The organism is Peribacillus sp. 05N428, assembly GCF_056397085.1.
This window is the reverse complement of the sequence record NZ_JBFTMS010000004.1, coordinates 106,765-119,822: the sequence shown is the minus strand read 5'-3', so window position 1 is coordinate 119,822 and position 13,058 is coordinate 106,765. Positions and strand designations below refer to the sequence as shown.

Genomic DNA, 13,058 nt, shown 5'->3' with positions numbered 1-13,058 from the left:
TTACATTCCTCCCTGATAAATTTTTTTACTTAAGTAACGTTCACTTGAATCCGGAAATATGACGACGATATTCGCCCCCGGGGAAGCCTTGGCCGCTTCTTTCATGGCCGCTGCAAATGCCGCACCTGAAGAACTGCCGACAAGAAGGCCTTCTTTAATCGCCAATTCCTTTACCATATCGAAAGCGTCATGATCGCTTATCGTATGGATTTGGTCAAAATACGTTTCATCCATATAGGCAGGTAAGAATTCCATCCCGATCCCCTCTGTTTTATGGGGTCCGGCTTTTCCGCCGTTTAAAATCGATCCTTCCGGTTCGACAATGACCGTTTTGACAGTAGCGTTCTTTTCTTTCAAATATCGCGATGTTCCCATGAATGTCCCGCCCGTTCCGGCTCCGGCAACAAACACATCCACATCGCCTTCCATCTGTTCCCATATTTCAGGTCCCAGCGTTTTATAATAGGCATCAGGATTGGATGGGTTGGCGAACTGCTGGGGACAATATGATCCCGGTATTTCAGCCAGCAGCGCCTTAGCCTTGGCGATTGCTCCTGTCATCCCTTCCTCTGTCGGGGTTTGGATCACATTCGCTCCAAGGGCACGCATCAATTCCTGTTTCTCGGTACTGAATTTCTCCGGAACGCAAAATATCACGTCCACTCCACTGTTTATCGCAGCCAACGCCAAGCCAATCCCGGTATTCCCGGCAGTCGGTTCGATGATCGTCCCGCCCTTTTTCACCTTCCCTGTCTGAAGCGCTTTGGCTAACAGTTCTTGGCCAAGCCGATCCTTCACACTGCCTCCCGGATTGAAGTATTCCAGTTTGGCAAAGATACGGACTTCATCCGGTAGCGGGAAATGGGTGATTTCCATCATCGGCGTTTCCCCTATCAACTCATGAATGTTTTTAAAGACTTTCATATTCGGACATCCTTTCATAGTTATCCTACCAATTTAATGAGGATTATGCAATAAAGAATGATCAGCAGAAAAGCTTCCGCTGATCACTTACCATTCATTTCATTTTTTCAACCATTTTCAAAATCAGTGCCGCTGAATGAAGAGCCGCAGTTTCCAGGAATTTATCAAAGGAAATATTGGACTCCTTACCTGCGATATCCGAAAGGGAACGAATGATGACAAACGGTGTTTTGAATTGGAAGGCTACCTGTGCAATGGCTGCCGCTTCCATTTCCACCGCGTATAAATCAGAGAATTTCCCTCTGACGAATTCAACCCTGTCAGGATCATTCATGAAAGAATCCCCCGTCACGATCAATCCTTTCGCCACTTGTATATCCTCGATTTCTTTTGCTGCTTCTTCTGCGATTGCAAAAAGCTTTTCATCCGGTGTGAAAGCTGCAGGCAGCTGAGGGACTTGACCGTATTCATATCCAAAAATCGTCACATCGACATCATGGTGCCGTACTTCCGTGGATATGACCACATCCCCTACATTCAGTTCTGGATGATAACCGCCGGCAGAGCCAGTATTGATGACTGCATCCGGTTTGAATTTTTCTAACAGGATTGCAGTGGACATTGCCGCATTCACTTTACCGATACCCGATTTAAGTAAAATGACCTCGATACCATTCAGTGTGCCTGTATTGAACTCGGAACCGGCAATGGTCACCTGCTCCAACCCTTCCAATTTATCACGTAAAATCGTAACTTCTTCTTCCATTGCTCCGATTATGGCTACCTTCATTAGTAAAAACCTCTTCCTATAATTTTTCCGCCTCCATGATCCAGACGAATTGATTGCAGCGCTCGAAGTTCACTTTATATCCATTTGCTTCAAGCACTTTTTCCAAAAAAGGAATAGTAGTATAATATTCCGTTTGCAAATCGTTCGCCAAATTATGAAAGCCCGCCTGCCTTGCATCTTGAATCGCTCGTTCATGCGCTTCCTTTGATTGATACATTGTATCAGCAAACACTATTTTACCACCAGTATTCAGTAACTTTCCATAGTTGGCTATCGCTTTTTCTTTTTCTTCATCGGTTAAATGATGAAACGCGTACGTACTCACGATCGAATCAACCTGGTCCGGCTTCGGAAAATCAATAAAATCGCCATCTACAATTTCCGTTTTTCCGCTCAGCTTGCTTACCGCTATTTCCCTCATCGCAGGTGAAGGTTCTATTCCCGATACCTTTAGGCCCTTCTTCAAAAGTCTTTCCGTCAAATTCCCGGTACCCACTCCGAACTCCAGCACATGACCAAAAGCCCGATCTGTGACGCTGTCCAATATGCCATCATAATGTTTAAAAACCTCTTGATACTCAATATCGTGTCCACCAACCGTATCATCATACGATTTCGACCATTCTTCAAATAAATCGATAAATTCTCTGCCCATTTTTAATCACCTTTTATAATAAGATAATAAAACCTATAAGCATAATATGAAATAAACAGAGAAACAGTTCTTGTTTTTAGGCAAATTCATTAGGTTCAGATTCGGACAAAATGGTGGTAAACTAACAGTATCTGAATGTTGGAGGGGAACAGTCATGGGTTTTCAACTAGACTTAAACTTATTCGAAGATAAAATAGAATTTTTCGAGGCAGAAAGCATCAAAAATCTTGAAGAAAAAATCCAATCACAAATTGAAATCAATAAAGCGATCATGCTCCAGGTGGAATCCGTGTCCCACCAAATGTATGTAAGTGAAGAAGGCAGACGTTTTTATAGTGCAGTCGTCCACTTTAAAGCTAAAAAATGATCACCATGAAAAACCCCCGAAAAGCGGAATTCCTTTCGGGGGTTTTTTCATTTATACATTTTTTCTGAACATTACCTTTTATCGTTTGTCTTCAGCTCTTCGACTTTTACAGGTTTCCAACCTGATCCGTCCACCCATTCAATATAAACCCGGAAGGTTTTAGGGTTGTCTCCTTCAGAAACCGTACCGATTGCCGTGGTCGACGAACCGCCGTTTTGCAGCCACCATAGCTTCATGTTGCCTTCATCGATTCCAGCTCCGCTTGCTATCGCTTTACTCATTTCATTCCAATCGACCGAGCCCTTTTCGAAGCTGGTAGTGTGCTCCCCGGATTGCTCCGTTCCTACTGGTTTCCAACTCTCACTTGTATATGTAGACGCAACATTGCCATCGCCGCTGCCTTCCACTTCCACAAGTTCGGCATCTCCTGCTTTTTCTGGATTTGCATCATCTTCAGCCTTCTCTTCTGCATCTTCCTCTGTTGCTTTACTATCTTCTTTTTCGGCATCTTCTTCTTTTGCTTCACTATCACCTACTGCGTCTTCCTTCTCTGAATCCGTTTCTTCCTCTTTGCCAGAAGGTTTGTCCACTACTTTCCCTTTTTCTGTCTCGGCGACTTGCTTTGGTTCAGTCGTGGCTTTTTTTGAATCGGTGCCATCATCACTTAAGAAAATCGAGACTGCGACAATGACGATTAAGATGGAAACGATGGTGATTGCAATATTATATATTTTATTTACTTTTCTTTTTTGATCTCTCTGATTGAAACGTGAGCCCAAGGTCCATTCCTCCCCTTACCATTTCTTACTGCCTCATTTTAACATGATTTAGCCAGAGATAGAAGGGAAGGGTTTCCTACACTTTTCGTCAATTCTCGCTATTGTCCTGGTCCTTCGAGTACAGGACTTTTACAATATCTGAAAAAAGAGGCGTCATGCTGGAACTGTTTTCCTTCGTTTCAAAACTTACGGTAACAAGAGCATATTTGGGATCTTTATATGGAAAGTAGCCTGCAAACCATTTATTGAGCTCTCCTTTTTCGATATTGGTCTGAGCTGTCCCGGACTTGCCGGCGACTTCCACAGGCAAATCTCTCAAAGAAGCGCCCGTCCCTTTCTCTTCCGTCACGACCTTCCTAAGAAGATGCTGCATCTTCATCGTCGTATATGGAGACAGCGTCTCCCCGCCAATACTTTGATTGGGAAAATCGACTACGGTCGTACTATTGTTAAATTCGACCTTGGAAACGGCTTTGACCTGTTCCTTCTTGCCGCCGCGGGCAATCGTTGCCATCATATTCGCGATCGCGAGCGGCGTCGTTTGGACATCCTGCTGGCCAATTGCCGTTTTGGCAACCATTTTGGGATCTTTTTTTAAATCGTCATCATGCCAGACCTTTCCTGTTTGCTCATGATGCAGCTGAGTGACTTCCGTGTGATATACGTCCCCTTGCCAGCCCGTTTCACCAACCAGCCCTAACATTTTTGCATATTTGTCCAAAAAGTCCGGATCCTTCTCGGCTATTTCCTGTGACAATTCGGCAAACGTCCTATTACAGCTTTGGGCAAAGCTATTTTCAAAATTAAGTACGCCCAGTTCCCTCTGTTTATCCGTTTTGCCGTCTATCGTCAAATTACAATTAAATGTCCGGGTGGGGCTGGCCGCTTCATAATCGATGGCCGCTGCTGCCGTGACCGTTTTAAAGACGGAACCCGGCGTTTTTTGAGTCAGCATCATATTGACGGCCCCTTCGCCATTCGGATCTTTTATATTAAGCGCCGGACGTGATACCATGGCGACGATTTCACTTTTTTCGATATCGATCAGTACGAGACCGCCTTTTTTTATCCCGCGTTCATCGACTAGCTTCTCCGCTTTCTCCTGAATTTCTTTATCGATCGTCGTCATGACCTTCACCGGGTAAAGCGGATTTGCAGGTTCCACATATTTAACATCGACACCGAACATTGGTCCACCGCTGGCGTCCACGTGAAAAACGAGCTTCGATTCCCCAGCGGAAAGCAAGAACTCATCGAAGGTCCTTTGCAGTCCCGTATTGCCTATTTTCGTTTCAGGAGATAAATTCATGTCCGGATAACGTTTTTTCTTTTCCGCATCAGATATGTTCGTCGTTCCGATCAATTGTGCTGCTGGCGTTTGATCATGATATAATTTCTCATTCACGGCAAAGACCCCGGGAATCTTCAATTCATTGATTGCCTTCGATTGGCTGGACGTCAACTCTATCGGTTCATCCCCGCCAAATACGAATGGTTCATCCGCCTCTTCTATCGCCCGTTTTAACTCCGCTTCCGATTTTCCTATTATCGAAGCCACATCATCTATGGGCCATGTCATTTTTTTCAAAAATGGAAAAAGGACGAGTGTCGGGATTTCTTCATGTGCTAGCGGTTCTCCATTTCTGTCATAGAACTTTCCGCGTCCATCATCAATCTTTAATATCTGTGAACGTTGATTCACGCTTGCTTCCAACAGGTTCACATCATGCTTTGAAAAAGATTCTGTCGATACAAGTTGGATGTAGGCAAGCCTGCCTATGAGCATCAGCATGAAAGCGGTCAAAAAAAGAGCCAGCAACCTCATTCGTTTCTTTTTCATAAAATACACCTCGGTAACCATTGTTGACGAGGTGCGAATTTTTAAACAATTATGAACAAATTTAACGCGGCACTTTTCCATAAAAAAGAGGATGCCCCGATGGACATCCCCTTTTGCATTTTATTTAGTCGATGGATACAATCTTGACGCTCATTTCGCCGCCAGGTGTCATGATCGATACCTTGTCGCCGACCCTTTTCCCTATCAGGCTTTTCGCAATCGGGGAATCATTGGAGATTTTTCCTTCGAATGGGTCCGCTTCAACGCTTCCTACGATGGAATATGTTTCTTCATCACCATTTGGAAGTTCCACGAATGTTACCGATTTTCCAAGTGAAACTGTATCTGTATTCGAATCATTGCCTTCAATGATTTTTGCATTGCGGATCATGTTTTCGATTGTTGTAATACGTCCTTCAACGAAAGCCTGCTCTTCTTTTGCGGAATCGTATTCTGAGTTCTCGGAAAGATCCCCAAAACTGCGGGCGATTTTGATTCTTTCCACCACTTCTTTACGTTTAACCGTTTTTAACTGTTCCAGTTCCTGTTCAAGCTTTAACTTACCTTCTTTAGTCATTGGATACTCTTTTTCAATTGCCAAAACCCTTCACTCCTTCAAATTCTTTACAGCAAGCATTCGCTGTGACAAGTTTATGTACTATATCGTGCTTAACCCTAAATCGAGTCAAAATATATAATTGCGCGACTTAAAAAGTCGCGCTTCGATACTAAGAAACAATCCGTTCCTTAGTATATAAACCGACTGCGGTGAGCAGCCGGTTCGTTCTGTATCAAGAATAGAGTATTGCGTTTTCCAACATTTGTCCAGTCTTTCCCATTAAATAAATGGGATTTTTAAATAAACGGAGGAAAATGGCACCTATCATTATTTATGCTATGTTATTACAAAAAAGACTTTTGTTCAAGGATTGTTTGAATTTTTGTCACCATAAGGTCAATCGCCACATGGTTCTGACCGCCTTCTGGTATGATGATGTCGGCATAACGCTTCGTCGGTTCTATGAACTGATTATGCATCGGACGGACGACACTGATGTATTGTTCGATGACGGAATCTATGGAACGGCCGCGTTCTTTAATATCACGGGTCATCCGGCGAAGGATCCGCAGGTCTGCGTCCGTATCGACATATAGCTTCATATCCATCAGGTCTCGGAGGCGCTCATCCTCCAATACAAGAATCCCTTCAAGGATGATGACATCCTGGGGCTCAACTGTGATGACTTCTTCCGAACGCGTATGGATCGAATAATCATAAACGGGTTTTTCTATCGTTTCATAGCGCAGCAAAGCGTTAATGTGATCGATTAGCAAATCGTTATCAAATGCAAGCGGATGATCATAGTTCGTTTTCAGGCGCTCTTCAAAAGGCAGATGACTTTGATCTTTATAGTAATAATCTTGTTCGATCATCAAGATGGAATGTCCTTGGAAGAATTCAAAAATGGAACGGGTAACACTTGTTTTACCTGATCCCGACCCTCCGGTAACTCCGATGACCACTGGTTTCTTTCTTGTCATATCAATTCTCCTTCCGCATCATATTGTTCACATAAACTCTATTATCTACTTGAATGCGGACAATTTGAAGCGGATGGCGGGCTGCCTCCAGCTCCTTACCTGACTCATCCCAGATCGTACCGATTTTTTGAGTGAAGTTTTCGATTTCCGGTCCAAAAAACTCCACTTCATCCCCAGGCTTGAAGAAATTACGTTGCTGCATGGTGACGATTTTAGTTTCCTCGTTGTAATCAAGCACCAATCCTGCGAAGTCGAAGCGAGTCTTTACGGTATGATTCCCGAACATTTGCTGTTTATACCCAGGAATTTCCCCTTCCATGAACGATGATGCCGTCTCACGGTTCGCACACTTATCAAGCTCTTCCAGCCATTCTTGTTTAATCTTGAAATTGTCAGGATCAGCACAATACGCATCAATCACTTTACGATACACGCTGACAACCGTTGCAATATAATGAATCGATTTCATTCTTCCTTCGACTTTTAAGCTGTCTATGCCAATTTCAATCATGCCAGGCAGTGATTCAATCAGTTTCAAGTCTTTTGGACTCATTGCGAATGGAGCATCTTCTTTATCGAATAAAGCCTTTTCCCCATCTTGATCCAACTCATATAAATCATAATCCCAACGGCAAGACTGACAGCAGCCGCCCCGGTTCGAATCACGAGCCGTCATATGGTTCGAAAGGGTGCAGCGTCCAGAATAGGCAATGCACATGGCCCCATGAACGAAAGCCTCGATTTCGATATCGACCTTCTCCTTCATTTCACGGATTTCATCAGCACTCGTCTCACGTGCCAAAACAACACGCTCCAAGCCTTCCTCTTTCCAATACTGAACAGCCTTCCAGTTCGATAGCGATTGCTGTGTGCTTAAATGGATCTCGACTTTCGGAGCGACCCTTTTACAGGTTTCGATGATTAATGGATCGGCGACGATGATACCATGAACCCCTGCTTCCTGAAGACCTTCCAGGTATTCATCCAGACCATCGATATTTTCATTATGTGCGAAGATATTTGTAGTTACATATACTTTGGCACCATACTTATTAGCGAATTCGACGCCTTCCTTCATTTCCTCAAACGTGAAGTTACCGGCATTGGAACGAAGACCATATTCCTGACCGCCAATGAACACGGCATCCGCGCCGTAATGGACGGCAATTTTTAATTTTTCCAGGTTGCCGGCCGGAGCCAGCAATTCCGGTTTTTTTACAATGACTCTCTTTCCATCAACGATCTTGGAAATTTTATCAGCAATAGCATTCAAGGCTATTCCTCCTCTTTCTCTTACCCTTTTCTTTAATAAACCGATTCTTTAAAGAAGAACCCAGTATCCAACTCACGGTTATCCGGCTGAACCGCTTTGACTTTTTCAAAAAGTTCCGATTTGATATCCTCATAGCGGTCAGGGTCTTCAGCACATACGTCAATCGCTTCCCGATATAACTTTGTCATTTCAATGACATATTCCGGTGTTTGCAGTAACCCTTCGATTTTCAGTGAATCAATTTCCGCTTCAATCAATTCCTGAAGTTCATCAATCATGCACATATCATTCGGACTCATGATATGTGTACCATTTTCATCTTCATAAATCGGGTATTTATTTTCGCGTTCCTTATCATGCAAGAACATATTTCTTTGTTCCTTCCGATTTTCCACTTCCAATGCCTTGCCTTGGTATTCAAAGTAATTACCTAGGAGCGTACGCTTCGATTGGAACATGCATGTCATGCCATGCACTTGCACTTCAATCTCCACTTCGGCATTTTCCTTCATTTCCACGATCTCGTCCAGACTTATCTCACGGGCAGCAACGGCACGGACAGCACCGCGTTTTCCCCAGTAATTACATGTGTACCAGTTCGTTACCGTCATCTCTGTATTCCAGTGCAGGGGCATATCAGGTGCCACGGCACGGACAGCCATCAAGACTGCGGGATCACCGAAAATGATCCTGTCGGCACCAGCCTCTTTAAGGAATGTAACATACCCTTCAAGCTCGTCCACTTTTTCATTATGAAAAATGGCGTTCATGGATACGTACACTTTCTTGCCCGCAGCATGTGCAAGCTCAATCGCCTTCTCTACATCTTCACGATTGAACTCCCCTGCCAGCCTTAGCGCGTAACGTTGTTCGCCAATGACGAAGGCGTCAGCGCCAGCATCGATGAGTTCTGTTATATGATCGACACTTGTCGGAGTCACGAGTAATTCAGGCTTTTTCATTTTTGTCACCTCTATGTTTACTAATGGCCACACCATCACCAATCGGCAAAATTACGGTATCGAAATGGGGATGGTCATGTAACCAGATGTTAAAGTCTCTGATTTTTTTGATAAGAGCTCGCTTTCTTCTCGTCATTTCCATTTCTTCAATGTTTTCGGCAACCAAGCCTTTGAATAAAACATTGTCAGTAATGATAATGCCAGCATCAGCAAGGAATGGTTCAAACAGTTCAAAGAATCGCTTGTACTGCCCTTTAGCTGCATCTACGAAGATGATATCGAACGGGCCATGCTCCATCACTTTCGGTCCCGCTTCAAGGGCATCCCCTTCAATGAGGGTGATCCTTTCCGACAGTCCCGCCTTCTTGAAGTTAGCCCTTGCCTGCTCAATACGGGCTTCATTCCGTTCAAGTGTGACGATTTCTGCTTCCGGAAGGGTCTCAGCCATCCTTATGGCCGAATAGCCAATTGCCGAACCTACTTCCAATATCGCCTTTGGCTGATGAAGCCTTAAAATCTGAAGCAGCACTTCAATTCCTTCGGGCTCCATGATCGGCACATTATTTTCCATCGCAAAATCTTCCAACTCCTTAAGCAAACCCGTACGCTCCGGAATTAAGGAATGAAGATATTGTTCTATTTTTCCGTTCAAAACGTTTCCTCCATTTATAAGGAAAAACAAAAGCGCTTGGTCAGTAACATGAAAAAATTGATGAACAATTTCTTCAAAAGGAGCTGAAACAAGTATGCTTGACGATCTACATTTCCTTATCTTTCAAAATAAAACCCGGCATTCGCCGAGTTACGTCACCGATTAGAATCGGATCAAAAATTCACTTGTACTATTCTATCATAAAAACAAGGGGAAAGTAATATCTCTCCCCCCTCAGTGTCCTTGCATTTTTTTATTTATTTATTTATTTATTTATTTATTGGAAATATGCTCTGCCTTTTTGTTATTGTGGTCATCCAAGGTCTTTGAGTAAAGGACTTCCCCTTCAGGTGTTGCCAAAAAGTACAGGTAATCCGTTTTCTCAGGTTTCAATACCGCATCGATCGATGTCGTTCCGGCATTTGCAATCGGCCCTGGCGGCAGCCCCTTGTTCTTATACGTATTATAAGGGGACTTCACCTCAAGGTCTTTATAATATACCCTGCTCTTATGTGAACCCTTCGCATACAAAACGGTCGGATCCGTTTGAAGCGGCATATCTTCCTCGATACGATTGTAAAAGACGGAAGCTATCTTTCCGCGATCGACTTGTGCCGTCGCCTCTTCTTCGACAAGCGAAGCGAAGGTCAGCATCTCGTGTACGGAATAATCGTTCTTGTCCATTTGGCCCTCGTAAGCCTGCAATGTCTCTTCGGTTTTCTTCAGCATCTCGATGACGATCGATTCCAGGGTCGGCTTTTCCTCATAAAAGTCATAAGTTGCTGGGAAAAGGTACCCTTCAAGCGGATATAAAACCTTTTCATTTTCAATTTCCGAGGTCAATAGCTGCGGAAATTGCTCTTGCATGGAATGAACGAACTTTTTATCATTCAATTTCTTGAAGACCTTTTTCGGATCTTCACCCGTCTTCCCCGCGATGATATCGGCAATTTGGATTAGCTGCTTCCCTTCAGGAATCGTTATCTTCATTGCCGCTTCCTTCATGAGTTTTCCGGTTTTGATGCTTGTGACAATATCTTCAATCGGCATCGAAGGTGATAATTTATACTCCCCTGCCTGAAAACCGGATTCATTGCGGAATTTAATATAATATTTGAATACGCGTGCGTCCTTGATTATTCCCTGCTCTTCAAGCAGTGTTGAAATTCCGTTAACGGAAGAACCGATCGGGATTTTCACTTTCTTGATGGTGTCATCATCCGGATCGACTGGTTTCATGGCTGAGTTGATATATAAAAAGCCCACAAGACCAACTACCCCAATTAGTACAATAAGCGAAGCGATCGTAATCATGATGATTTTACGAACCAGCTTGGCTTCTCCTTGCTGTTCTAACAATTTCATTCGGATATGTTCCTTTTTAGATAGATTTTTATCTTTTTCATCCATGTTCATTCCCCCTGCAAACTCACACCAACTACAGAATGGTTTCTAGATGATGCTTTTTCTCTAATTAATCTTTGCTTCGAACATTATACTAAAATCAACAAATAATTACATGTTTTTTGCAAAACTACATTCATCAATACTCTATTTATGGCAAAAATGCACTAGTTTTGTCAATATACAGGTATTATTTAATAGGAAAATAGTGATATCTTTTCCGCTCCAGGCACACCCTTTGATGCGTTTTTCCCGCAGGAGTCTCGCACACCCGTTCCAATCAACTTTGTTTTAATTATACTCAGCTTAAAAAGTTTCCTGCATATGTTGGCATTTTAGGGAATTACAGAAATATTCATATAGGAATGCCATAATGATTTGAGGAAAGGAAAGGTGTGGAGGAGTTGGATCAGTCTTATTTTGTAGGTTGGGGGACATTGGCACTCATAAACGCCGGACTTGCTCAAGGAAAAAATAGAACGGCGCTGAACTGGTTCTTGCTATCATTATTTTTGGGCCCGTTCGCTACTTTTATGCTTTTATTAGCAAAGAAAAGATAAGGGGTTACTGGTACATAAATGAAAAAGCCGACCTTAATGTCTACAGTTTTTTATGGGTTTGTGCAATTTGAACGGTGATTTCCACTCCAGGTACTCGCTTTCCGCGGGCGGTCTCGGGAGCCTCCTCGGCTTCCGCCTGCGGGGTCTCCTTAGACACGCTTTTCCCGCAGGAGTCTCGCACACCCGCTCCAATCAATTTTGTTATTAAATTTTAGCTTGAGTCTCTTTTCAAAAAAAAACCGACCTCTAGGGGCCGGTTTTTTTCTTTTATTCTTCTTCAGCTTCTTCTTGGTCAAGGAATGTATTTAACATTTCTTCGACAAGGTCCCACTCTTCTTCTGTTTCGATCGGTGTAAGTTCACCATCTTTATTATCTTCGCTCGGTACGAATGATGAAGCGTGGATTTCAATTTCTTCCTCTTCATCTTCTGCAGACATCGGATAGTAAAGTACATAAGATTTGTTGAATTTATCTGAGTCGAATGTGAAAAGGATTTCGCAAAGCTGCTCGTTTCCGTTTTCATCTACTACTGTAATGTTGTTTTCGCCGTGTTCCATTTGTATTCACCTCATATTGAATTTGTTTGTCTGTCCAAGAATCCTTGCAGAATCATGACAGCTGCCATTTTATCAATGACTTTCTTGCGTTTGCTTCGGCTCACGTCCGCCTCAAGAAGGACACGTTCAGCCGCCATAGTTGTCAACCGTTCATCCCAGAGAAACACCGGCAGCTTGAATTTGTTTTCTAATCGTTTAGCGAAATCTTGGCTGATCTCGCCTCGCGGTCCAACAGTCCCATTCATGTTCTTAGGTAAACCGAGGACAATTTTAGAAACATCATGCTCTTTTATAATTTCATTGAGGCGTTTAAAGCCGAAGTCATTTCCAGCTTCGTTAATTTTGATCGTTTCCAATCCTTGTGCAGTCCAACCCATCGCGTCACTCAGGGCGACGCCGATGGTTTTTGAACCTAAATCAAGTCCCATTGTGCGCATTAGTATTCCTCTCGATGGTTCTTAAGATACGATTTAACCAATTCTTCGATGATTTCATCGCGTTCAAGCTTACGAATAATGTTTCGAGCATCCATATGGCGCGGGATGTAGGCCGGGTCACCAGATAATAGATAACCGACAATCTGGTTTATCGGGTTATAACCTTTTTCCTGAAGTGCAACATACACTTGAGACAATACTTCTTGTACATCTCTTTCGAATGGTTCTTCGGGAAAATTAAATTTCATCGTTTTATCAAAGGAACTCATTAACATGCACCTCTCCTCAGCGTCCAAATCCACTATTACCTACATT

The 13,058-nt window shown here is 43.2% G+C and carries 15 protein-coding genes; 1 reads left to right on the top strand and 14 read right to left on the bottom strand.

Features of this window, described 5'->3' with window-relative positions; all coding sequences use genetic code 11:
* The 3 genes from AC1DIV_RS05555 to AC1DIV_RS05545 form a co-directional block, all read right to left on the bottom strand.
* Positions 1 to 924, bottom strand: coding sequence for a PLP-dependent cysteine synthase family protein (locus tag AC1DIV_RS05555; protein WP_477575934.1), 924 nt, complete (start codon positions 922 to 924; stop codon positions 1 to 3).
* Positions 925 to 1,018: 94 nt separating this feature from the next.
* Positions 1,019 to 1,714 carry a 5'-methylthioadenosine/S-adenosylhomocysteine nucleosidase gene (mtnN, locus tag AC1DIV_RS05550; protein WP_048682777.1) on the bottom strand — a complete coding sequence of 232 codons (696 nt, stop codon included), beginning with the start codon at positions 1,712 to 1,714 and terminating at the stop codon, positions 1,019 to 1,021.
* A gap of 16 nt (positions 1,715 to 1,730) precedes the next feature.
* Entirely contained in the window at positions 1,731 to 2,369 is a 639-nt protein-coding gene (locus tag AC1DIV_RS05545; RefSeq protein ID WP_048682774.1) for a class I SAM-dependent DNA methyltransferase, read from the bottom strand.
* Between the two features lie 154 nt (positions 2,370 to 2,523).
* Between AC1DIV_RS05545 and AC1DIV_RS05540 the strand changes: the two genes are divergently transcribed.
* The gene (locus tag AC1DIV_RS05540; protein ID WP_323598439.1) at positions 2,524 to 2,736 is read left to right on the top strand and encodes a DUF2536 family protein; all 213 of its coding nucleotides are present in this window, start codon (positions 2,524 to 2,526) and stop codon (positions 2,734 to 2,736) included.
* A 71-nt stretch (positions 2,737 to 2,807) separates the two neighbouring features.
* On the opposite strand, the gene AC1DIV_RS05535 is transcribed toward AC1DIV_RS05540, so the two are convergent.
* From AC1DIV_RS05535 to AC1DIV_RS05485, 11 genes are all read right to left on the bottom strand, one after another.
* Entirely contained in the window at positions 2,808 to 3,515 is a 708-nt protein-coding gene (locus tag AC1DIV_RS05535; RefSeq protein ID WP_340876950.1) for a YrrS family protein, read from the bottom strand.
* Between the two features lie 88 nt (positions 3,516 to 3,603).
* A complete protein-coding gene (locus AC1DIV_RS05530) occupies positions 3,604 to 5,355 on the bottom strand; it encodes a peptidoglycan D,D-transpeptidase FtsI family protein (RefSeq protein ID WP_477575932.1) in 1,752 nt (583 codons plus the stop codon).
* Between the two features lie 124 nt (positions 5,356 to 5,479).
* Positions 5,480 to 5,956 carry a transcription elongation factor GreA gene (gene greA / locus AC1DIV_RS05525; protein ID WP_034308617.1) on the bottom strand — a complete coding sequence of 159 codons (477 nt, stop codon included), beginning with the start codon at positions 5,954 to 5,956 and terminating at the stop codon, positions 5,480 to 5,482.
* A gap of 302 nt (positions 5,957 to 6,258) precedes the next feature.
* Complete coding sequence (gene udk, locus AC1DIV_RS05520) at positions 6,259 to 6,897, bottom strand: uridine kinase (protein WP_034308619.1); 639 nt, start codon at positions 6,895 to 6,897, stop codon at positions 6,259 to 6,261.
* A gap of 1 nt (position 6,898) precedes the next feature.
* Positions 6,899 to 8,170 (bottom strand): peptidase U32 family protein, encoded by a 1,272-nt coding sequence (locus AC1DIV_RS05515; RefSeq protein ID WP_034308621.1) that lies wholly within the window; start codon positions 8,168 to 8,170, stop codon positions 6,899 to 6,901.
* Between the two features lie 32 nt (positions 8,171 to 8,202).
* Positions 8,203 to 9,132: a peptidase U32 family protein gene (locus AC1DIV_RS05510; protein ID WP_048682757.1), complete on the bottom strand. Its 930-nt coding sequence runs from the start codon at positions 9,130 to 9,132 to the stop codon at positions 8,203 to 8,205.
* Positions 9,119 to 9,784 carry an O-methyltransferase gene (locus AC1DIV_RS05505; RefSeq protein WP_034308624.1) on the bottom strand — a complete coding sequence of 222 codons (666 nt, stop codon included), beginning with the start codon at positions 9,782 to 9,784 and terminating at the stop codon, positions 9,119 to 9,121. The genes AC1DIV_RS05510 and AC1DIV_RS05505 overlap by 14 nt, the downstream gene beginning before the upstream one ends.
* A 273-nt stretch (positions 9,785 to 10,057) precedes the next feature.
* Positions 10,058 to 11,194 (bottom strand): endolytic transglycosylase MltG, encoded by a 1,137-nt coding sequence (mltG, locus tag AC1DIV_RS05500; protein ID WP_445670130.1) that lies wholly within the window; start codon positions 11,192 to 11,194, stop codon positions 10,058 to 10,060.
* An 821-nt stretch (positions 11,195 to 12,015) separates the two neighbouring features.
* On the bottom strand, positions 12,016 to 12,306 hold the full coding sequence (locus AC1DIV_RS05495; protein ID WP_034308630.1) for a DUF1292 domain-containing protein: 291 nt from the start codon (positions 12,304 to 12,306) through the stop codon (positions 12,016 to 12,018).
* A gap of 11 nt (positions 12,307 to 12,317) precedes the next feature.
* A complete protein-coding gene (gene ruvX, locus AC1DIV_RS05490) occupies positions 12,318 to 12,743 on the bottom strand; it encodes a Holliday junction resolvase RuvX (RefSeq protein WP_034308633.1) in 426 nt (141 codons plus the stop codon).
* Positions 12,743 to 13,012 (bottom strand): IreB family regulatory phosphoprotein, encoded by a 270-nt coding sequence (locus tag AC1DIV_RS05485; RefSeq protein WP_034311358.1) that lies wholly within the window; start codon positions 13,010 to 13,012, stop codon positions 12,743 to 12,745. The genes ruvX and AC1DIV_RS05485 overlap by 1 nt, the downstream gene beginning before the upstream one ends.
* Positions 13,013 to 13,058: the final 46 nt, after the last annotated feature.

Excerpts from the sequence above, each read along its gene's own strand:
- AC1DIV_RS05555 (WP_477575934.1), bottom strand. The coding sequence starts at position 924 with ATGAAAGTCTTTAAAAACATTCATGAGTTGATAGGGGAAACGCCGATG.
- mtnN (WP_048682777.1), bottom strand. The coding sequence starts at position 1,714 with ATGAAGGTAGCCATAATCGGAGCAATGGAAGAAGAAGTTACGATTTTA.
- AC1DIV_RS05545 (WP_048682774.1), bottom strand. The coding sequence starts at position 2,369 with ATGGGCAGAGAATTTATCGATTTATTTGAAGAATGGTCGAAATCGTAT.
- AC1DIV_RS05540 (WP_323598439.1), top strand. The coding sequence starts at position 2,524 with ATGGGTTTTCAACTAGACTTAAACTTATTCGAAGATAAAATAGAATTT.
- AC1DIV_RS05530 (WP_477575932.1), bottom strand. The coding sequence starts at position 5,355 with ATGAAAAAGAAACGAATGAGGTTGCTGGCTCTTTTTTTGACCGCTTTC.
- udk (WP_034308619.1), bottom strand. The coding sequence starts at position 6,897 with ATGACAAGAAAGAAACCAGTGGTCATCGGAGTTACCGGAGGGTCGGGA.
- AC1DIV_RS05510 (WP_048682757.1), bottom strand. The coding sequence starts at position 9,132 with ATGAAAAAGCCTGAATTACTCGTGACTCCGACAAGTGTCGATCATATA.
- mltG (WP_445670130.1), bottom strand. The coding sequence starts at position 11,194 with ATGGATGAAAAAGATAAAAATCTATCTAAAAAGGAACATATCCGAATG.
- AC1DIV_RS05495 (WP_034308630.1), bottom strand. The coding sequence starts at position 12,306 with ATGGAACACGGCGAAAACAACATTACAGTAGTAGATGAAAACGGAAAC.
- ruvX (WP_034308633.1), bottom strand. The coding sequence starts at position 12,743 with ATGCGCACAATGGGACTTGATTTAGGTTCAAAAACCATCGGCGTCGCC.
- AC1DIV_RS05485 (WP_034311358.1), bottom strand. The coding sequence starts at position 13,012 with ATGAGTTCCTTTGATAAAACGATGAAATTTAATTTTCCCGAAGAACCA.